Raw genomic sequence first — 20,172 nt, forward strand, 5'->3', positions numbered from 1 at the left:
CACGACGAAGGCCGCGCCCCTCGGGGCGCGGCCTTTCTCGTCGGTGCGCGGCGTCTCAGCTCTCGCGCGCGGCGTCTCAGCTCGCCCCGGCGTGGCGTCTCAGCTCGCCCCGGCGCGGCATCTCCGCTCTCCCCGGCGCGGCGTCTCAGCTCGCCCCGGCGCGGCGTCTCAGCGATAGCCGACCGCGGCGTCTCAACGCCCGCCGTGCGGGCCGGCTCAGCCCCCGGGCCGGTCGTCGCCGCCGTTCGCCGCCTCCCCGGCGGCAGGTGCGGCACCCGCGGCGTCCCCGGCGGCAGGTGCCGCCCGCCTCCCGTCCGCAGAAGCGGCGGCAGCCGTCAGCGCCTCCACCTTGGCCATCAGCTCGCGCACCTGCGCGCGGGTGGCCGGCTCGCGGTCGTCGTTGCCGCGCGTGGCGAGCTCGACCACGAGCGAGGCGAGTGTCGCCGTGATGATGCCGGCGAGCGCGACCCCGCCGAACATGAGGCCCACCCCCACCAGGCGCCCGCCGTCGGTGACGGGGGTGTAATCACCGAATCCCGTCGTCGTGACCGTCACGCAGGCCCACCAGATCGCGATGCCGAAGGTGGTGATGGTCGCATCCGGAGCGTGCCGTTCGAACTCCAGCACCGCGAGCGAGCAGATGTAGATGAGGATGATCGCCGCGCCGGCGCCGTAGACCATGATGTCGGTGCGCAGTCGGTCGCCCTCGGTCGAGCGCAGGCCCGGCAGCCGGGTGACGAAGCGCAGCAGGCGCACCAGGCGCAGCACCGGAACCAGCGCGAACGCCAGCGCGGGAAGGTTGTGCCGGAACCACGCCCCCCGGCGGTCGGCCATGAACAGCCGCACCAGGTAGTCGACGATGAACATCGCCCACGTCATTACGACGACCGTCGTGGCGACCGCACGCGCCGGACCCGTGAGATCCGCGATCACCCGCCAGGAGTACGCGACGAGGTACGCGAGGCTCGCGACCATCAGCGGAACCTCGGTATGCCGCTTCCAGGTGATCTCATTCACAGGCGCATTGTCCCGCACCACCCCTGCCCGTCAGGTTCTGACGCGCCCGCGGGCACGCCACGACGTCTCAGACGACGGATGCCGGCTGCCGGGCGTCCTGCTCCAGCGCCGCGGCGTTGCGGATGAAGAGCACGATCCAGGTGAACACCAGGATGCCGGCCACCAGCTCGACCGCGGTCAGCGTGTAGTAGCCGATGAAGAAGAAGACCGCCAGCAGCAGGGTGACCGCGAGGAACAGCCAGCCCAGCACGACGAAGGCCCGCGGCATCCCGGTGATCCAGCGGTGCAGGCCCAGGACGAGCACGCCGAACGCGACGACCATGCCCGAGGCGACGCCGGTGTGCAGCGCGAAGAAGCGGTCGACCGGGAACACTCCGACCAGGGCGAGGAAGACCCCCACGACGATCAGGCACACGCGCACCCGGCCGATGCCCTTCGGGTTGCCGGTGGGGATGCCGCGCGTGGAGTACCGCGCCAGCGTGGTGACGAGGAACCCCGCCACGATGATCGTGATGTTGAACGCGAACGCCGACACGTTCGACGACATGCCCAGCGCGCTGAGGTTGTCTTTCCACCAGTTCGGGTCGCTTGCGGTGAGCATGCTCGACAGCACGCCGATCACGAGGAAGAGCGCGAGCACCGCGGCCAGCAGCTGCAGGTCCATGTGCGTCGCCGAGTAGAACGCGACGTAGCCGGTCATGGCCGCCGCCGCGCCCGACAGGATCAGCACCGGCAGCGCGAAGACCTCCGCACCGATGAACGCCTGCTCGAGGATCACCGCGAGGAGCGTCCAGCCGAGCACCGCGATCACCGCGTGCGCGAAGGCGAGGGCGGCGACATCGAGATAGTCCAGGATGCCGAGCCGCGCGTGGTCGCCGCGCTCGCGCATGACGAACCGGCCCGCGATGACCGCCAGCAGCGCGACCACACCCGAGGCGATCGCCGCGAACTGCCCCACCGAATCGGGCCCCGAGATCGGGGCGGACTGGAATCGGAACGCCACCAGGGCGACCAGCGCGACGACGGCGAAGGAGATCGCGCCGACGCCCAGCGCGAGCGACTCGAGCGAGCGCTCGCTGGAGGTGTCGAGGAGCCGTGCCGCGGTGCGCTCGCGGCGGGTCGGCGACGCGGCGGGAGCGACGTCGGGCGGGGTCTGGGTCATGAGAGCCTCCGGCGGGCGGTGACGAGGTGAGGGGCGAGGGCGGAGCAGACGGAGAGGGGGCGGACTCAGGCTCTGGGGACGGGTTCGCGGGCGGGTGTCGCGGTGCGGTCGCCCGAGAGCCACCGCAGCCACACCGCGCCGGGATCGCCCTCGAGGATGAGCGCCCGCACGAAGAGGGTCAGCGGGATCGACAGGATCGCGCCGAGCGGGCCGATGATGAACGTCCAGAAGATGACCGAGAAGAAGCTCAGCGTGAGGCTCAGGTCGACGGCGTCGCTGACGAACTTCGGCTGCACGAGCACCTGCAGCACCACGTTGACGACGCAGTAGATGGCGATCACCGCGAGCAGCAGCGGCCAGCCGCCGACCACGAAGGCGAGCACCGCCGGCGGGATGAGGCCGAGGACGAAGCCGATGTTCGGGATGAAGTTCGTCACGAAGGCCAGCACCGCCCACACGATGGGCGCCGGCACGCCGAGCGCCCACAATGCGAGCCCGTCGATGATCGCGACGACCGCACCGAACGAGGCGTTGACGATGTAGTAGCGACGGATGCCGGTGTTCAGGCGCCGGATGCGGCCGAGCACCGGGCGGCGGGCCGGGCCGAAGACCCGCTCCGCGTCGCGATAGCGGGCCGCGTCGGCGGCCATGAAGATGATGTACGAGACGACGAAGAAGAGCGCCGTCAGCACCGCGACGACCGTGCCGCCCAGGCGCGACACGAGCCCGACGATCGCCTGCGGGTCGAGAACGGAGGCCGCGGCATCCGTCGCCTCTTCGTCCAGGCCGACGGACTGCAGCCAGGCGAGGAAGCCGTCGAGGCTGCCGCGCAGCTGGTCGAGGTACTCGGCGACGAGCCGGGCGAACTGCACCCCGGCCACCCACAGCAGCAGGCCCATGCCCGCGAGCACGAGGTAGGCCACCACGATCACGGCGGTGGTGCCCGTCCAGCGCGGCCAGCCGCGCCGTTCGAGCGGGCGCCGCACCGGCTCGCAGATCACGACGAGCACGACGGCGAGCGCCAGGGGGCCGATGAGCTCGCGGGCGAAGTACACGCCGGCGAGCGCCACGACCGTCGTCGCCAGTACGAGGAGCACGCGCAGCCCCGGCGGCATCAGAGGCTGCGGGGGCGGAGAGACGTCGCGCTTCACGAGGCCAGGCTAGGGGACACCACCGCCGCTGCCGTGGATGCGGCGCCGCGCCGATCCGGCGCGCCCAGCACGTACCGCGGCGAGACCACCGCGTCGACGCCTCCACCGTCCGGTCGGCCGGGCACCGATGCTCACCCGCTCAGCGCGGCCCGGGCGGGGCCGATCGGAGTGGCTGGGGTTCACACGTGTCCGATAGGGTCGGTCTCACGTCCGGGGGCGGGGGCACCGGGATGATCTCGATCCCGGGGGGTTATGCGATGAAGTCCGGCCGTACACGACTGCAGCGCTGGCTCGCCGGCATCACCGCGGCGGCGCTCGCCGCGACGGGAGCGGTCGCGATCGATTCCCTCGCGCCGGCTCCCGCGCACGCGGCGTATCCAGAGACCTTCAATCCGTTCGCCATGAACGGCGGGTACACGATCTACGCCCGCGAGGACGCCCTGCTGCAGAACCAGGAGGTCGAGGGATCGATCGCCGTCGGGGGCACGGCCACCGCGCAGGGCTCGAGCGGCACGCTCTCGCTCATCCACGTCGCTGCCGGCACCGGCGCGTACACGCTGCCCACGGTCGATGGCGATCCCACCCGCTTCCTCGTGGGGAGCTACGGCACCGACAGCACCGGAATCCTCGCCATCACCAGCGCGGGCACCAGCAACCCGGCGCTCCTCGGCGAGCTCAAGATGGTCGAGCGCGACGGCCCGTGGGTGCCGTTCGAGCGGGCGCAGTGGCTGCGGCTCAACCTCGAGGGCGCCACCTCGCCCGACGCGACGCCGCTCATCGACGCCACGGCGCAGGACTTCCCGGAGGATGCCGAGCCGCCCACGGGTGCGGCCGGCAACGGCAGCATCTACACGGCCGACTCGTCGGCGGACGCCGTCGCGGGCTACGTCGAGGCCAGCGCCGAGGCGTCGTACGAGCAGGCCGACTCGTGCCTCGACGGCCTGTACGACCTCACGACCGGCACCGGCAACCCCGTCGACGTCGAGGACTTCGGCGACCGCGTCGTGCTCTCGGGTCTCAGCGCCGACCAGCCCAACGTGGTGCGGTACGCCGACATCGCCGGCGCCTCCCTCATCCAGTTCGCCTCGGGCCCCACGCCCGGTGCGAACAACCCGCTCGTCATCCGGGTCGACGCCGGCACGACCGCCGTCACCGGGGCGCGCATCGATCCGCAGGGCGTGTTCTCGCCCTACATCCTCTGGGACCTCTCCGAGGTGACCGGGGCGGTCACCGTGACGGCGGGTTCCGGTCGCATCGACGGGTCGATCTACGCGCCGAACGCCGACGTGACCGTCGACGCGGCCCCGCTGGACGGACAGATCATCGGCGAGAACGTGACGGTGCGAGGCGGCGAGGTGCACAACTACCTCTTCGCCGGCACGATCTCGTGCGACGCCGACAGCGGCACCTTCCGCGTGCGCAAGCAGCTCGACGGCATCGAGCCGGGCGACCTGCCTGCCGGCTTCACGTTCACCGTCAACTACACGGCGACCGACCCCGACGGGGTCGTCACGACGGGCACGCTCGAGATCCCCGCGACGGGAGCCTGGGTGGACGCCGGCACGCAGTTCCCGCTCGGCACGGAGATCGTCTTCGACGAGGTGCAGCCGGCGAGCGTCCCCGGCTACACGTGGGACTCCGTGACCATCACGCCGCCGTCGATCGTCATCGGCGAGGGCACGGCCGACGTCGTGGTGACCAACAGCGCGACGGCGCTCACGGGCACGTTCGTGGTCGTCAAGGACGTGGAGACCACGGACGGCTCCGCCCCGCCCGCGATCGACCCCCAGACGATCCCCGTCACCTGGACCGCGACCCTCGCCGGCCAGCTCCTCGACAGCGGGATCATGCAGGTGGCCCTGGACGGCACGGCGGCGGCTCCGGACGGCGGCCCGTTCCCGGTCGGCACCGTCATCGAGCTCACCGAAGACGCGAGCGACATCGTGCTGCCGCCCGGCTGGGAGTGGGCCGGGGCCGGCTGGAACCCCGGCAGCACCTTCGTGATCGAGGACTCCGTCACGGCGACGATCACGCTCACCAACACCATCGCCCCGGCCGCCGACGAGCGGCACGTCACGATCGTGAAGTCTGCCGCCGGCGAGGCCGCCGACCCGGCCTACGGGTACACCGTGACCTACAACATCGACCCGCCGGGCACCCGCAGCGAGCCCGTGACGCTCCCCGTCGGGACGCCGATCGAGCTCACCGACATCCAGACCGACGCCGACGTCCTCGCGCTCGCGGAGCAGGTGCCGACGGTGAACGGGCAGCCGACCCCCGCCGAGTGGTGGGCCGAGCCCGTCTTCGTCGTCACCGTCGACGGGGTCACCCGGGAGCTTCCCACCGGCGGCTTCGACCGGATCGTCGAGGTTCCCCTCGGTGAGGCCGGCGGCGACGTCGCGATCGAGGTCCGCAACGGCCTGCGACAGGGCACCTTCACGCTCACCAAGGACTTCGAGACCGTCACGGGCGAGCACATCCCGGAGGGCGCCCGATTCACCGCCGGCTGGACCGCCACGACGCCGTCCGGCGACGTGACCACCGGAACGCTGCGTCTCCCTGCCGACGGCACGCCCGTCGGCCCGGTCGGCGACGACGGGAACCCCCGTCAGTTCCCGTTCGGGACCGAGGTGACCTACGACGAGCTCACCGCCCCCAGCCTGCCGTGGCTGGTCTGGGGAGAGCCGGCCATCTCACCCGATCCGCTGATCATCGGCACCGACGCGGCGGCGTCGGTGAACGGCACGATCACGAACTCCGCGACGCTGGCGACGGGCACGTTCGAGATCGTGAAGGCGCTCGACGGCATCGACTCCGGCGACCTGCTCATCGACTCGTTCACTATCGACTACACGGCCCTCCAGCCGAACGGGGTCGTCCGCGTCGGCAGCTTCGAGCTGCCCGCCGACGGCACGCCCGCCGGGCCCCGCGACGCCCAGAGCCAGCCGGTGCAGTTCCCCGCCGGGACGATCGTGCGTGTCGACGAGGCGCCTCTGGACGAGGCGGACCTGCCCGACGACTTCGACTGGGCGGGCATCAGCTGGACGCCGGGCAACTTCCTCACCATCGGCGCCGGCGCCACAGCTGAACTCACGGTGACCAACTCCGTCGTGCAGCTGACGCGGTTCTCGGTCACCAAGGCGCTCACCGGCCCCGCGGCGAGCGCCGTGCCAGCCGACACCGTGTTCGTCGTCGACTGGTGGCAGCTCGACGAGCCGCAGACCCCGCTCGAGGTGCGGATCGGCCAGACCGCGTACTCGCCGTACATCCCGGTGGGTACGATCGCGCTCGCCGAGGAGCAGCTGCCCGCCGTGCCCGGTGTGGTGTGGGGCCCGATCACGTGGACCGCGAACGGCGAGCCGCTGTTCATCGCCCCGGACGGCCGCGCCGTGGCGCAGCTGCGCGAGGGCGAGGACGAGGAGATCTCGTTCACCGTCACCAACACCGCGAACGCCCCCGGCGGAGGCGGAGGCGGCGGCAACCTGCCGGCCACCGGCGGCGGTGCGGTCTCGCCCCTCGTCCCCGCGACCGCGCTCGCACTGATCGCGCTCGGCGTGTGGCTGGTGGTGCGGCGCACCCGCGCGGTCTGACCCGGCCTCTCTGGCGAGCGGATGCCGTCGCCACCGTCCGCGGTGGTTGCGGCATCCGCTTCGTTCGTCACGGGATCTTTCACCGCGGGCTTTCGCGCGAACGCGGCTGCCGCGAGTCCTTTGCGAGCGCACGGAGCAGGGCCACAATGAGCGCATGAGCGAATCCGTGGGGGCGGCGCCGGCGACGTGGACGCCGCCGGCGAGTGTGGCAGATCGACTGGCGGAGGGGCGCGCGGCGCGGCAGCGCACGCCGCGCAGCAACCTCTCACGGCTGAACGGGGGTGCGCGCGACCCGCTCGGCATCCTCGACAGGCAGAACGCCACACGGGTGCCCGAGCTCGTTCCGCTGCGGATCGAGCGCATGTCGGCGAGCCCGTTCGCGTTCTACCGCGGCACGGCGGCCCTGCAGGCGGCGGATCTCGCGAACGACCCGCACAGCGGCATCCTCGTGCCGTCCTGCGGTGACGCGCACATTGCGAACTTCGGCTTCTACGCGTCGCCGCAGCGCACGCTCGTGTTCGACCTCAACGACTTCGACGAGGCGGCGTGGGCGCCGTGGGAGTGGGACGTCAAGCGGCTGGTCGCGAGCATCGTCATCGGCGGGCAGGCGACCTCGCGCGACGACCGCGTCATCGAAGACGCGGCCCTCGCCGCGGTGCGCACGTACGCGCGGGCGATGGACGCCAACGCCGGGCGCAGCCCGCTGCTGCGGTTCTTCGAGCACTTCGACGTGACCGCCTTCGCCGACGCGGCCGACAAGCAGACGCGCGACGTGCTGCGCGCGGCGATGCACGACGCCGAGAAGCGCACGGCCGAGCGCGCAACCCGTCGTCTGACCGAGACACTCGCCGACGGACGCATGGCCTTCATCGAGCGGCCGCCCATGATGGTGCACGTCGACGCCGAGACCCAGGGACGGATCAACGAGAACCTGAGCAGGTACGCCGACTCTGCCAACATCGACATCCGCGTGCTGCTCAACCACTACACCGTCTCGGATCTCGCCCGGCGGGTCGTGGGGGTCGGCAGCGTGGGGACCGTATGCGCGCTCGTACTGCTGCAGGACGGCGACGGCCATCCGCTGCTGCTGCAGGCCAAGCAGGCCGGCGAGAGCGTGCTGGTCGAGTACGGCGGCATCGAGCAGCCCGACCAGGCGGTGTCGTACATCGGCAAGCACGGCCACGGCGGCCGGGTGGTCGCTCTGCAGCGCATCCTGCAGGCGGTGTCGGACCCGTTCCTCGGTCACCTCCAGGCCCCGGCCGGTGACTTCTACGTGCGGCAGTTCCACGACATGAAGGGGTCGGTGGAGGCCGAGAGCATCGAGGACGCTCCGTTCGGCGCGTACGCACAGGCGTGCGCGGCGACCCTCGCGCGCGCCCACTCGCAGTCGCCGCAGGCGGCGACGGTCGCGGGCTACATCGGCAACGGGCGCGTCGTCGGCGAGGCGATCCTCGAGTGGGCCTACGCGTACGCGGCACTGTCGAAGGCGGACTACGACGCCTTCGTCGCCGCGCACCAGGACGCCCCGACGGCCGCCTGACGTCGCGGCGGCCGGCGCGTCACCGCCGGCGCTGCCCGATCCGCAGTCGCAGCGAGGTGAGGAGCATCTCGAGGCCGATCTCGAAGGCGGCGTCGCTGCGCTCGGGGCCGGTGGAGGCATCCGCGATCAGTCGTCCGAGCGTGACCGTCGGCACGCCGGGCTGCCAGATCTCGTCAGGCGAGGTGAGGTCGAGCCCGAAGCCGATCGCGTACGCGTCGACGATGGCGACGACGGCGAGCACCTCGTCGTCGGGCACGCCGGCGGCCGCGAGCGCGGTGGCGAGCCGGTCGTAGCTCGCGATCACGCCGGGATCGGTGATCGTCTTGCCCACCAGGAGCGGAACGATGAGCGGGTGGTCGGCATAGAGGCGGCGGAGCCCGCGGACGATGCCGACGACGATGTCGTCCCACTCCCCCGTCACCGGTTCGGGAAGGTAGCGCTCGCCGAGGCGCGAGCGCATGAGCTCGACGATCGCGTCCTTGCCGTCGACATGGTTGTACAACGACGACGGCGTCACGTTCAGCCGGCGGGCGAGCGCGTTGACGCCGAAAGTCGCTCCGGAATCGGCGAGCTCGATCGCCGCGTCGGCGATGAGATCGACTGACAGCAGGTTCACGCGGGGGCGCGGCATCCGACTCCTTCTCTCCTCGGTCAGCCTAGACGCGGCGGGAAGCGGCGAAATCAGCGCTTCCCAAGAGCGTCATCTGGGTGCAACAATAAACGAATACCGTTCGTTTAATCGGCCGCGCCGGCCGGTTCCCCGCACACCGTCGTGCACCAAACGACAGGAAGAACCCGCATGAACGACCTCACTGCTCGCGTGCCCCTGCGGTTCCCGGCCGCCGCCGCGACCTTCGCCATCGGCATCGCCGGCTACCTCGGCGTGAACCTCTCGCCGTACATGATCACCGCCCTGCAGACCGGCTTCGGCACGGACGTGCTCACCGCCAGCTGGATCGTCACCGCCACGCTGCTGGCCACCGCCGTCACCGGCCTCGCGACGGCCCCGCTCTGCGCGGGACGGCACCGCCGCCTGGTCGCCCGCGTCGGACTCGCGGCCGGGCTCGCCGGCTTCCTGCTCGCCGGGCTCGTTCCCGTCGCCGGCGTCGCGATCGCCGGGCTGCTGATCGGCGGCATCGGCGCGGGCGGGGCGGTCGCGGCCGCAGGGTCCGCCCTGGCCGCCTTCCGCAACCCCGACCGGGTGGCAGGGTTCAACGGTCTCGCCAACCGCGGCGTCATCACGATCGTGCTCGCCGTGGTGCCGCTCATCGGTCTCGCCCCGATCGACGTCTTCGGCGCGCTGGCGCTCTTCTGCCTCATCGGCCTGGTGGCGGTCGGATGGATGCCGGTGGCCCCGGTCATCGAGCCGCAGGCCGGCGCCGCGGTGGCCGAGGCGATGCCGCTCACCATCCCCGAGACCGGCGCCGTCCGGCGCGTTCCGGCCCGCGCGGGATCGCGCACGGTGACGATCGCCGGCTTCGCACTGCTGGTGACCTTCGCCCTGTGGGCCGTGAGCGAGGACTCGCTGTGGGCGATGGCGGGCGTCATGGGCGCCGAGCGGGCCGGGCTGACGCCGGAGGGCCTGGGCATCGCGCTGAGCGGCGCGACCGCGGGCGGGCTGGTCGGGTCGCTGCTGCTGATGGTCGTCGGCAACCGCCTCGGCCGCGCGGTGCCGCTCGTCGTGCTGCTCGTCGCGGGCGGAGCGCTCAAGATCGCGCTCAGCTTCGCCGCCGACCAGACGACGTTCATCGTGCTGTTCATCGTGTGGAACACCATCTACGCCGTCGCCTTCATGTACTTCGTCTCGACCTCGGCCGCGCTCGACGCCGACGGCCGCTGGTCGGGACCGCTCCTGGCCGTCTACCTGGTCGGCTCGGCGCTCACCCCCGTCATCGGCGCCGCTCTGGTCGAGGTGTTCGGCTACCAGGGCTTCGTGGTGGTGCTGGGAGTCTCGAGCTTCGTGCTCGCGATCCCGGCGGCCATCGTCGCGGCGATCTCGACGAGGGTCGAGAAGGATGCCGCAGCCGACGCCGACGTCGAGGCCCGTGCCGCCGATGTTCGTGCCACCGACACCGAGGGGATCTCCGCATGACCACCACGATGTACACCGGAGGCCGCATCTTCACGGCCTCCGACGAGCCATGGGCCGACGCCCTCGTCGTCGACGGCGGTTCGGTGACGTTCGCCGGCGACGCGGCACGCGCCGCCGCGGCCGCCGGACCGGATGCCGTGACCGTCGACCTCGAGGGGCGCCTGCTGCTGCCCGGCTTCACCGACGCCCACACGCACCTCGTCATGATGGGCGAGGCGCTCGGGCGGGTCCCGCTCACCGATGCCCGCACCCTCGACGAGATCCAGGCGCGGCTGCGATCCGCTCGTGAGGCCCAGCCCAATGCCCTCCGCGTGCTCGGTCGCGGCTGGCTCTTCGACTCGGTGCCGGGTGCTCCGACGGCGGCCATGATCGACGCCGCCGTGGCCGACGTGCCGGTCTACCTCGACGCCAACGACTACCACTCCTGCTGGGTGAACAGGGCTGCCCTGGCCGAGCTCGGCATCACGCGCGACACCCCCGACCCTCTCGGGGGCCGCATCGGACGCGATGCCGACGGCGAGCCGGACGGCATGCTGTACGAGACCGCGGCCGTCGCGCACGCGTGGGCGTTCCTCGCCGAGGCCACCAGCGACGCCGACCGCGACGCGGCGGTCGAGCGCACGCTCGCCGCCTACGCCGCCACCGGTGTCACCGGTGTCGTCGACATGGCATTCGACGAGCGGGGTCTCGCCGCCTTCCAGCGCGCGGTGGGGCGGCGCGACGGCGCTCTTCCCGTCCGCGTCGCCGCCCACTGGCTCATCGAGAACACCGGCGACGAGACGGCCAACGTCGCGCAGGTGCGCCATGCCGCCGAACTCGCGGAGCGGCTGGATTCGCCGTGGCTGCGGGTGGTCGGCATCAAGCTCGTCGTGGACGGCGTCATCGATGCGTGCACGGCCGCGATGCGGCATCCGTACTCCGACGGCTCGAACGCCGAGCCCATCTGGTCGCTCGACGCGCTGAAGCCGGTCGTCGCGGCCGCAGACGCCGCGGGCCTGCAGGTCGCGCTGCACGCGATCGGCGATCTTGCGAGCGACATCGCCCTCGACGCCCTCGAGCACGCGGCGGCGGTGAACGGCCCGCGCGACCGCCGCCATCGCATCGAGCACCTCGAGTACGCGGCGCCCGGCACGGCCGAGCGCATGGCCCGGCTCGGCGTCACCGCCTCGATGCAGCCGGTGCACGCCGACCCCGCCATCTTCGAAAACTGGGCGGCGATGCTCGGCGACGAGCGTGTCGACCGCGCTTTCGCGTGGCCGGAGTACGTCGCCGCGGGAGCGCTGCTGGCCTTCTCGACCGACGCGCCGACCGCGCCGCACGAGGCCCTGCCGAACATGTACATCGCCGCGACCCGCCGGTCGGCGCTCGACGACGCCTTCGCTCCCCGCCATCCGCACTTCGCACTGCCGCTCGCCCAGGCGCTGGCCCACGCGACAAGAGATGCCGCGGCCTCCGTCGGCGACGGCGCGACGCGCGGCCGGCTCCAGGCGGGCATGGCCGCCGACTTCGCGATCGTCGACGTCGACCCGTTCACCGCGGGCCCCGAGTCGCTGCTCACGGCGCGGGTGGTGCGCACCGTCGTCGACGGCGAGGTGGCGCACGACACCGGCGACCTCTGACCCGGCGGGGCGGCGCCGCCGCCGCGGGGTGTCGCGGCGGCGACCGCCGCGCTCGGCGGAACTCGTGAGGGACTCAGGCGTCGGGGCCGGTGGGCGCCTCGGACGCGTCGCCGCCGGACGGCCGGTCGATCGGCGTGCGCGGGCGCCACACCACGACCTCGGTCGCGCGCCGCACGCGCGTGCCGTGCCGCAAGGTCACCACGGCGCCGGTCGAGCCCGCGGCGAAGACGCGGGCGCCGGGGCGCCTCTCCATCTCGGCGCGCATGCGCTCCTCGAGGTCGCGGACGCGCCCGTGCAGCTCCTGCACCCGGTTCTCGAGCTCGAGGATGCGCATGATCGCGGGCAGCCCGATGCCGTCCGACGACATGCGGGCGACCTCGCGCAGCTGCTCGACGTGGCGCAGCGAGTAGCGCCGCGATCCGCCCTGCGTGCGGGCGGGCACGACGAGCCCCAGCCGGTCGTACTGGCGGAGGGTCTGCGGGTGCATGCCCGACAGCTCGGCAGCGACGGCGATCGCGAAGATCGGGGCATCCGCGTCGATCTCGTGCTGTTCTGCCATGTCGGTCACCTCCGTTCCCGGTCTTCGAGCGGCCATGAACCGGTCGCTGGGCGAGCGAGGACCGAGCGGGACGAAACGCCCCGGACAGGCCAGACGCCTCGACGGCGTTTCGTCTCGCTTCGCTCGCTCAACGACCGGGAGAGCACGACCGATTCTCCTAGCCCCGCGCCTTCGACATCAGCTCGGCGCGCGGATTCTCCTTGGGCTCGAGGCTCTGATAGCGCTCGAGGGCCTCTCGGGCAGCCTCGTCGAGGTGCGACGGCACCGCGACCTGCACCTCGGCGAGGAGATCGCCGGTGCCCTTGCTGGTCTCGACACCGCGGCCCTTGACGCGCAGGACGCGACCCGACGGGGTGCCGGGTGCGACGCGCAGGCGCACCGGGTCGCCCCCGAGCGTCGGCACCTCGATCGTCGCGCCGAGCGCGGCCTCGGTGAACGTCACCGGCACCGTCACCCGCAGGTTGATGCCGTCCCGCGTGAAGACGGGGTGCGGGCGCACGGTGACCTGCACGACGATGTCGCCGCTCTCGCCGCCGTCGGGCGACGGACGCCCGCGACCGCGGAGCCGGATCTTCTGGCCGTCCGAGACTCCCGCGGGGATCTTCACCTTGAACGGCTTGCCGTCCTCGCCCTGCAGCGTGATCGTCTCGCCCTTGGTGGCGGTGAGGAAGTCGATCGTCGTGCGGGCGATGACGTCGGCGCCCCGGGTGGGGCCGCCGTAGCCGCGGAAACCGCCGCTCGGCTGCCCGAAGCGGCCCGAGCCGAACCCGGTGCCCCGCTGCTGCTGGTTGAACATCGCGAAGATGTCGTCGAAGTCCTCGGCGTTCTGGTACCGGGCGCCACGGCCCTGGTTGAACATCGAGAACACGTCCTCGAAGCCGCCCTGGGCACCCTGGCCGCCCGCGGTGAAGCGCGCGCCCGAGCCCATCGCCCGGATCTGGTCGTACTCCTTGCGCTGCTCGGCGTCGGAGAGCACCGAGTACGCCTCGCTGACCTCCTTGAACTTCGCCTCTGCGGCGGCATCGCCCTGGTTGGAGTCGGGGTGATACTTGCGGGCGAGCTTGCGGTACGTCTTCTTGAGGTCCGCCTCGCTGACGTCCTTCGCGACGCCGAGCACCGAGTAGAAGTCCTTGTCGAACCAGTCCTGACTGGCCATGGATGCTCCTTCGGGCTACTCGGCGGGAACGGCGACGACGACCTTCGCGGGACGCAGTTCGACAGAGCCCAGGCGGTAGCCGATCTCGACGACCTCCAGGATCGTCGGCTCGGCCTGTCCCGGGGTCGGCACCTGGAAGATCGCCTCGTGCTGCTGCGGGTCGAACACCTCGCCCGCGGCGCCGTAGGTGATGAGGCCGATGCGCTCGGCGACGCCGCGCAGCTTGTCGGCGATCGCCGCGAACGGCGAGCCCTCTTCGAGATCGCCGTGCTTCTCGGCACGGTCGAGGTCGTCGAGCACCGGCAGCAGCCCCTTGGCGACGGCACCCTGCGCCCGCTCGATCTCGACCTCGCGCTGCTCCTCGGTGCGGCGCCGGTAGTTGGCGTATTCCGCCTGCAGGCGCTTGAGGTCGTTGAGCAGCTGCGACTCGAGGTCGGCCAGCACGGCGTCCTCGGCCGCGGCGTCGGCGTTCTGCGAGGCGCCGAGGATGTCGTCCACCGTGAGCTCGTCGGCTCCGGCGTCCGCGTCGCGCCCGTCCTGCGGCGCGGGGCCGGAGGCGTTCGCCTCCGGCCCCTCACCCTCAGGCCGGACCTCTTCGCCGTCGCCCTGGCCTTCGGCCGGGTGCGGGTTGTGGTCCTTGTTCGCCATGGTTACTTCTTCTCGTCCTCGTCGTCGACGACCTCGGCGTCCACGACGTCCTCATCGGACGCCGCCTGACCCTGGTCGCCCGCCGGAGCGTCGGTGGCGGCATCCGGAGCCGACTGCGCAGCCTGACCGGCGGCGTAGATCGCCTCGCCCAGCTTGCCCTGGCTCTGGTTCAGCTTGTCGAACGCGGTCTTCACGGCCTCGTCGTCCTCGCCCGCCAGCGCGGTCTTGAGAGCGTCGACGTCGCCCTGGACCTCGGTCTTGACGTCCTCGGGGAGCTTGTCGTCGTTCTCCTTGATGAGCTTCTCGATCGAGTACGAGAGCGTCTCGGCCTGGTTGCGCACCTCGGCGGCCTCGCGACGCTTCTTGTCGTCGGCGGCGTGCTCCTCGGCCTCGCGCACCATGCGCTCGATGTCGTCCTTGGGCAGCGACGAGCCGCCCGTGATCGTCATCGACTGCTCCTTGCCGGTGCCCTTGTCCTTCGCCGACACGTGGACGATGCCGTTCGCGTCGATGTCGAAGGTGACCTCGATCTGCGGGATGCCGCGGGGCGCCGGCGCGATGCCGGTCAGCTCGAACGTGCCCAGCGGCTTGTTGTCGCGGGTGAACTCGCGCTCGCCCTGGAAGACCTGGATCGCGACCGACGGCTGGTTGTCGTCGGCGGTCGTGAAGGTCTCCGAGCGCTTGGTCGGGATGGCGGTGTTGCGCTCGATGAGCTTGGTCATGATGCCGCCCTTGGTCTCGATGCCGAGGCTCAGGGGGGTCACGTCGATGAGCAGGACGTCCTTGCGCTCGCCCTTCAGCACACCGGCCTGGAGGGCCGCGCCCACGGCGACGACCTCGTCGGGGTTGACGCCCTTGTTGGGCTCCTTGCCGGCCTCGCGCTGCACGAGCTCGCTCACGGCGGGCATGCGGGTCGAGCCGCCGACGAGCACGACGTGGTCGATGTCGGACACCTTGATGCCGGCCTCGCGGATGACGTCCTCGAAGGGCTTCTTGGTGCGGTCGAGGAGGTCCTTGGTGAGGTCCTCGAACTTGGCGCGCGTGATGGTCTCCGACAGCGACACGGGGCCCGAGTCGGTGAGCGACAGGTACGGGAGGTTGACGCTCGTCGAGGTGGACGACGAGAGCTCCTTCTTCGCCTGCTCGGCGGCCTCCTTGAGGCGCTGCAGCGCGATCTTGTCGCCCGAGACGTCGACGCCGGTGGTGTCCTTGAACTGCTTGATCAGGTAGTCGACGAGGCGCTGGTCCCAGTCGTCGCCGCCGAGGCGGTTGTCACCGGCCGTGGCGCGCACCTGGATGGTCGAGAAGTCGTCATCCTTGCCCACCTCGAGCAGGGAGACGTCGAACGTGCCGCCACCGAGGTCGAAGACGAGGATGAGCTCGTCCTCCTTGCCCTTGTCCAGGCCGTAGGCCAGGGCCGCGGCGGTGGGCTCGTTGATGATGCGCAGGACGTTGAGGCCCGCGATCTCACCGGCCTCCTTGGTGGCCTGGCGCTCGGCGTCGTTGAAGTACGCGGGGACGGTGATGACGGCATCCGTCACCGTGTCGCCGAGGTACTGCTCGGCGTCGCGCTTGAGCTTCTGCAGGATGCGCGCGGAGATCTCCTGCGGCGTCCACTTCTTGCCGTCGACGTCGAAGCTCCAGTCGGTGCCCATGTGGCGCTTGACCGACGAGACGGTGCGGTCGACGTTGGTGACGGCCTGGCGCTTGGCGGTCTCGCCGACGAGCACCTCGCCGTCCTTGGTGAACGCGACGACCGACGGGGTCGTGCGGAAGCCCTCGGCGTTCGCGATGACCTTCGGCTCGCCGCCCTCGAGAACGCTGACGACCGAGTTGGTCGTACCGAGGTCGATTCCAACAGCACGTGCCATGTGTTTCTCTCCTTCGTGTGGGCGGAGACGGATGCCGCCACCCGGGGTTGATGGGAAGTCTGCTCACGACCGAACGACGAGGTTGAGTCGCGATGGCTCAACCATACGCCGGGTCGCGGCATCCGTCAAATCAAAGTTGATAAGAGTCGACTCAACTTGCCGAACCGGCTTCGTCGAAGGCGCGCCGGAGATACTTCGGCGCCTGCACGCGCCAGGCCTCGGTCACCAGCTCGGCGAGGTGGTCGCCGGCGATCGCGGCCATGCGGAAGGCGACCTTGGGCTCGCCCCACGAGGTGGTGGCGCGCAGGAACACGTCGGGCTCCATCTCGACGAGGGCGAGCGCATCGAGGCGCTCGGCGACCTTCACCCCGACCACCGGCTCGGCCGCGATGATCGCGCGCATGTCGTCGGGGATGCTCGGCCATGGGTGGCACTCCCACGCGTAGAGCTTGCCGCGCACGAACCAGGCGGCACCGCCGGTGGTCTCGCGCTCCTCGCTGCCGGGCAGCCCGGCGGCGATGCGACGCACGTCGTCGAGGGTGGGCACACGGCGAGCTTAGGGGCGCCCGCCGACACGGCCGAAGGGAGGGAGTGGGTCCGCTCGGGAGCGGGGTCCGCTCGCCGCCCTGCGCCGGCTCAGCCGCCCAGCATCCCCTCCACCGCCTCGTTCGGCTTGGGGTCGGGTAGACGCCGCATGCGCAACCCGTTGAGCACGCCCAGCACGGCGGCGAGGATCGGGATGAGCAGCGCCACCTGGAGCGCGATGTGCCGGGCCTCGGTGTTGATGCGGATCACCTCGGCCGACGCCTCCGGCGGCTCGTCGGCGAGGAGCTGTTCGAGCCCGGTGTTCGACATGAGCTCGGCGTCCTCTTCCAGCACCGTCGAGACCTGCTGCTGCTGCTCGGAGGTGAGCACGGTGCTCGAGTACGCCAGCGACGTGAACGAGGCCGCGAGGGTGGCGAGCATGATGGCGCCCGCGAACGCGAGACCGAACGAGAGGCCGAACGAGCCTGCGGCGGAGTTGACGCCCGCCGCCTCGCTCACGCGCTCATCGGAGATCGGCGAGAGCGTGTAGTTGTTGAGCTGCGAGACGAGGAGCCCGAGACCGCATCCCGCGATGATGAGCGGGACCGTCAGGTACCACCCGCTGTCGGCGATGGGCACCAGCGGCACGATGGCGATGAGTCCGACCGCGGCGAGCGAGAAGCCCAGCAGGATGAGGTTCGCCGGGCGCCCCTTGGCGCGACGGCCGGCCCAGATCGCGACGGCGAACATGCTGAGCGAGAGCGGCGCGATCGAGAGGCCGGCCTCCAGCGCGTTGTACTCGAGCACCATCTGCAGGTACAGCGGCAGCACGATCATCGTGCCGCCGAGCGCGATCTGCTGCAGCAGCTGACCGCTCACACCGGTGCGGAACGGCTTGGAGGAGAACAGCGCCGGGTCGAGCAGCACCGGCTTGCCGCGCTTCTTGCGCGAGTTGAGCCACCAGGCGAGTCCGCCGAGCGCCACGGCGCCGAGGCCGATGATGATGCCGACGTAGCCGCCGCCCTCCTGCCACACCAGGATGCCCAGCACGACGCCGCCCATGCCGATGACCGAGAGGGCGGCCCCCACCAGGTCGATCGAGCGGTCGCCGTGGTACTTCACGTCCTTGACGAGGCCGATCCCCAGCAGCACGACGAGGATGATCAGCGCCTCGAGGCCGAACGCCACCCGGTACGACCAGAACGTCGTGATGAACCCGCCGAGCAGCGGCCCGACGGCCGCCGCGATCGCCGCCGACGCGCCGACCAGCGCATAGACGCGCTTCTGGTGGGCGCCGGCGAAGTTGCCGTGGATGAGCGACTGCATGGAGGGAAGGAGGAGGGATGCCCCGATCCCGCCGATCACGGCCCAGAAGATGATGACGGCGGTCAGGCTCGTCGCGAACGTCATGGCGACCGCGCCGACGGCGTAGCCGAGCAGGCCCAGGGTGTACGCGAGCTTCCGCCCGATGAGGTCGCCGGTCTTGCCGCCGATGAGGATGAAGGCGGCCGAGACCAGGGCCTCCAGGGCGATGGCGCCCTGGACGCCGCTCGCGGTCGTGCCGAGCTCGGTCACGACGGCCGAGATCGAGACGTTCATGATCGACGTGTCGACCACCAGCACGAACATCGCCATCGCCAGGAGGATGGCGAGGCGGCCGTTGAACTTCATCTCGGGCGCGTTCTCCCCTGTCATGAACGAAGCAAACCACCGCGGGGCTCGGGAGCGCTACTTTGATTCCGCATCAGTTCACCGAAGGGCCGTACTGTGACCGATATGAGCTCCCCCGAGACTCCCCCGTCGTCGCCGACGCCCGCGTTCACCGGCGCCGTGCCCACCGATGCCCTCGCTGCGGCGGCGGGCGCCGAGGGGCCGCAGCGCACGAGCCGCAAGGCCGTCGTGGCATGGGGCCTCTGGGACTGGGGCTCGGCCGCGTTCAACGCCGTCGTCACGACCTTCGTCTTCACGGTGTACCTGACCAGCTCGAGCTTCGGCCCCTCGGGCACGGTCGAGGCCCAGCTGGGCTGGGCACTCGCCGGAGCCGGCCTGCTCATCGCACTGCTCGCCCCGATCACCGGTCAGCGCTCCGACACGTCGGGGCGTCGCAAGCTGTGGCTCGCGGTCAACACCTACATCGTCGTCGCGATGACAGCGGCCATGGTGTTCGTGGCTCCCGACCCGTCCTATCTGTGGCTGGGCCTGCTGCTGGTCGCCGCCGGCAATGTGTTCTTCGAGTTCGCGGGCGTCAACTACAACGCGATGCTCTCGCAGGTGTCGACGCCGCGCTCGATCGGCCGGGTGAGCGGCTTCGGATGGGGCATGGGGTACGTCGGCGGCATCGTGCTGCTCCTCATCGTCTACTTCGGCTTCATCCAGGGCCTGTTCGGCGTGCCCGACGACGACGGCTGGCCGGTGCGCCTGGCCATGGTGGTCTCGGCCGTGTGGTTCGGGCTGTTCGCGCTGCCCGTGCTGTTCGCCGTGCCGGAGTACCGCGGCTCGGGGGCCCGTCGCGAACGGGTGGGGTTCTTCGCGTCGTACGCGCGCCTCGGCCGTGACATCGCCCGCCTCTGGCGCGAGAGCCGGCCGACGCTGTGGTTCCTGCTCGCGAGCGCGGTGTTCCGCGACGGGCTGGCCGGCGTCTTCACCTTCGGCGGCGTGCTCGCGGCATCCGTCTTCGGCTTCTCCGCCGGCGAGGTGATCATCTTCGCCATCGCGGCCAACATCGTCGCGGGCGTCTCGACGATCGCCGTGGGCGCGCTCGACGACAGGCTCGGCGCGAAGCCGGTGATCGTGGCCGCTCTCGTGGGCCTCGTCATCTCGGGCCTGCTCGTGTTCTTCCTGCACGACGGTGGCCAGATCGTGTTCTGGACGGCCGGTCTGGCGCTGTGCCTCTTCGTCGGACCCGCGCAGTCCGCGTCGCGCACCTTCCTCGCGCGGATCATCCCGCCCGGGCGCGAGGGCGAGGTCTTCGGCCTGTACGCGACGACCGGCCGCGCGGTCTCCTTCCTCGCCCCCACGATGTTCGCCCTCTTCGTGGCGATCTCGGGCGAGGCCTACTACGGCATCCTCGGCATCGTGCTCGTGCTGCTGGCCGGCCTGCTCCTGCTCCTCCCCGTGCGCTCGACGCCCTCGACGCTGTCGAGCTGACCGCCCGGGCGCTCGCAGCTCGCGAGGCGCGGCATCCGCTACCCTCGCTTTCGAGCATCGTGCGGACGGGGGGTCGTCGCGCCGGTGCAATCCCT

General features: G+C 71.3%; 15 protein-coding genes. 5 read left to right on the forward strand and 10 right to left on the reverse strand.

The features are described 5' to 3' along the window. Positions 1 to 216: 216 nt before the first annotated feature. The 3 genes from R8Z57_RS15135 to R8Z57_RS15145 form a co-directional block, all read right to left on the reverse strand. On the reverse strand, positions 217 to 1,017 hold the full coding sequence (locus R8Z57_RS15135) for a potassium channel family protein (protein WP_318354614.1): 801 nt from the start codon (positions 1,015 to 1,017) through the stop codon (positions 217 to 219). A 67-nt stretch (positions 1,018 to 1,084) separates the two neighbouring features. Continuing rightward, positions 1,085 to 2,179: a DUF998 domain-containing protein gene (locus R8Z57_RS15140; protein WP_318354615.1), complete on the reverse strand. Its 1,095-nt coding sequence runs from the start codon at positions 2,177 to 2,179 to the stop codon at positions 1,085 to 1,087. Between the two features lie 65 nt (positions 2,180 to 2,244). Further along, positions 2,245 to 3,330, reverse strand: coding sequence for an AI-2E family transporter (locus R8Z57_RS15145; RefSeq protein WP_318354616.1), 1,086 nt, complete (start codon positions 3,328 to 3,330; stop codon positions 2,245 to 2,247). A gap of 257 nt (positions 3,331 to 3,587) precedes the next feature. Between R8Z57_RS15145 and R8Z57_RS15150 the strand changes: the two genes are divergently transcribed. Together R8Z57_RS15150 and R8Z57_RS15155 are read left to right on the forward strand one after the other, a co-directional pair. Continuing rightward, a complete protein-coding gene (locus tag R8Z57_RS15150) occupies positions 3,588 to 6,920 on the forward strand; it encodes a DUF5979 domain-containing protein (RefSeq protein ID WP_318354617.1) in 3,333 nt (1,110 codons plus the stop codon). A gap of 154 nt (positions 6,921 to 7,074) precedes the next feature. Further along, positions 7,075 to 8,460, forward strand: coding sequence for a DUF2252 domain-containing protein (locus R8Z57_RS15155; RefSeq protein ID WP_318354618.1), 1,386 nt, complete (start codon positions 7,075 to 7,077; stop codon positions 8,458 to 8,460). 19 nt (positions 8,461 to 8,479) lie between these two features. On the opposite strand, the gene R8Z57_RS15160 is transcribed toward R8Z57_RS15155, so the two are convergent. After that, positions 8,480 to 9,091 (reverse strand): TetR/AcrR family transcriptional regulator, encoded by a 612-nt coding sequence (locus tag R8Z57_RS15160; protein WP_318354619.1) that lies wholly within the window; start codon positions 9,089 to 9,091, stop codon positions 8,480 to 8,482. A gap of 168 nt (positions 9,092 to 9,259) precedes the next feature. Here R8Z57_RS15160 and R8Z57_RS15165 point away from each other — a divergent pair, with 168 nt between their 5' ends. Next, positions 9,260 to 10,552, forward strand: coding sequence for an MFS transporter (locus tag R8Z57_RS15165; RefSeq protein ID WP_318354620.1), 1,293 nt, complete (start codon positions 9,260 to 9,262; stop codon positions 10,550 to 10,552). After that, on the forward strand, positions 10,549 to 12,171 hold the full coding sequence (locus R8Z57_RS15170; protein ID WP_318354621.1) for an amidohydrolase: 1,623 nt from the start codon (positions 10,549 to 10,551) through the stop codon (positions 12,169 to 12,171). Before R8Z57_RS15165 ends, R8Z57_RS15170 begins: the two co-directional genes overlap by 4 nt. 73 nt (positions 12,172 to 12,244) lie before the next feature. Here the strand turns inward: R8Z57_RS15170 and R8Z57_RS15175 are convergent, their stop codons facing one another. The 6 genes from R8Z57_RS15175 to R8Z57_RS15200 all read right to left on the reverse strand — a co-directional run bounded on the left by R8Z57_RS15175 (position 12,245) and on the right by R8Z57_RS15200 (position 18,625). Then, the gene (locus R8Z57_RS15175; protein ID WP_318354622.1) at positions 12,245 to 12,730 is read right to left on the reverse strand and encodes a heat shock protein transcriptional repressor HspR; all 486 of its coding nucleotides are present in this window, start codon (positions 12,728 to 12,730) and stop codon (positions 12,245 to 12,247) included. Between the two features lie 157 nt (positions 12,731 to 12,887). Further along, complete coding sequence (locus R8Z57_RS15180; protein WP_318354623.1) at positions 12,888 to 13,886, reverse strand: DnaJ C-terminal domain-containing protein; 999 nt, start codon at positions 13,884 to 13,886, stop codon at positions 12,888 to 12,890. A 15-nt stretch (positions 13,887 to 13,901) separates the two neighbouring features. After that, entirely contained in the window at positions 13,902 to 14,534 is a 633-nt protein-coding gene (locus tag R8Z57_RS15185) for a nucleotide exchange factor GrpE (protein WP_318354624.1), read from the reverse strand. A gap of 2 nt (positions 14,535 to 14,536) precedes the next feature. Continuing rightward, entirely contained in the window at positions 14,537 to 16,405 is a 1,869-nt protein-coding gene (dnaK, locus tag R8Z57_RS15190; protein WP_318354625.1) for a molecular chaperone DnaK, read from the reverse strand. Positions 16,406 to 16,556: 151 nt separating this feature from the next. Further along, the gene (locus tag R8Z57_RS15195; protein ID WP_318354626.1) at positions 16,557 to 16,952 is read right to left on the reverse strand and encodes a hypothetical protein; all 396 of its coding nucleotides are present in this window, start codon (positions 16,950 to 16,952) and stop codon (positions 16,557 to 16,559) included. A gap of 89 nt (positions 16,953 to 17,041) precedes the next feature. After that, positions 17,042 to 18,625 (reverse strand): MFS transporter, encoded by a 1,584-nt coding sequence (locus R8Z57_RS15200; protein ID WP_318354627.1) that lies wholly within the window; start codon positions 18,623 to 18,625, stop codon positions 17,042 to 17,044. Between the two features lie 81 nt (positions 18,626 to 18,706). Here R8Z57_RS15200 and R8Z57_RS15205 point away from each other — a divergent pair, with 81 nt between their 5' ends. Next, positions 18,707 to 20,077, forward strand: a complete 1,371-nt coding sequence (locus R8Z57_RS15205; protein WP_378723531.1) for an MFS transporter — start codon at positions 18,707 to 18,709, stop codon at positions 20,075 to 20,077. Positions 20,078 to 20,172 lie beyond the last annotated feature (95 nt).

Origin of the sequence: Microbacterium sp. M3, assembly GCF_033548675.1 — a bacterium.
Lineage (GTDB): Bacteria > Actinomycetota > Actinomycetes > Actinomycetales > Microbacteriaceae > Microbacterium > Microbacterium arthrosphaerae.

What these genes read in the sequence shown, in the direction of transcription:
- R8Z57_RS15155 (WP_318354618.1), top strand. Translation starts at nt 7,075, where the DNA reads ATGAGCGAATCCGTGGGGGCGGCGCCGGCGACGTGGACGCCGCCGGCG.
- R8Z57_RS15185 (WP_318354624.1), bottom strand. Translation starts at nt 14,534, where the DNA reads ATGGCGAACAAGGACCACAACCCGCACCCGGCCGAAGGCCAGGGCGAC.
- R8Z57_RS15200 (WP_318354627.1), bottom strand. Translation starts at nt 18,625, where the DNA reads ATGACAGGGGAGAACGCGCCCGAGATGAAGTTCAACGGCCGCCTCGCC.
- R8Z57_RS15175 (WP_318354622.1), bottom strand. Translation starts at nt 12,730, where the DNA reads ATGGCAGAACAGCACGAGATCGACGCGGATGCCCCGATCTTCGCGATC.
- R8Z57_RS15170 (WP_318354621.1), top strand. Translation starts at nt 10,549, where the DNA reads ATGACCACCACGATGTACACCGGAGGCCGCATCTTCACGGCCTCCGAC.
- R8Z57_RS15140 (WP_318354615.1), bottom strand. Translation starts at nt 2,179, where the DNA reads ATGACCCAGACCCCGCCCGACGTCGCTCCCGCCGCGTCGCCGACCCGC.
- dnaK (WP_318354625.1), bottom strand. Translation starts at nt 16,405, where the DNA reads ATGGCACGTGCTGTTGGAATCGACCTCGGTACGACCAACTCGGTCGTC.
- R8Z57_RS15150 (WP_318354617.1), top strand. Translation starts at nt 3,588, where the DNA reads ATGAAGTCCGGCCGTACACGACTGCAGCGCTGGCTCGCCGGCATCACC.
- R8Z57_RS15165 (WP_318354620.1), top strand. Translation starts at nt 9,260, where the DNA reads ATGAACGACCTCACTGCTCGCGTGCCCCTGCGGTTCCCGGCCGCCGCC.
- R8Z57_RS15205 (WP_378723531.1), top strand. Translation starts at nt 18,707, where the DNA reads ATGAGCTCCCCCGAGACTCCCCCGTCGTCGCCGACGCCCGCGTTCACC.
- R8Z57_RS15160 (WP_318354619.1), bottom strand. Translation starts at nt 9,091, where the DNA reads ATGCCGCGCCCCCGCGTGAACCTGCTGTCAGTCGATCTCATCGCCGAC.
- R8Z57_RS15180 (WP_318354623.1), bottom strand. Translation starts at nt 13,886, where the DNA reads ATGGCCAGTCAGGACTGGTTCGACAAGGACTTCTACTCGGTGCTCGGC.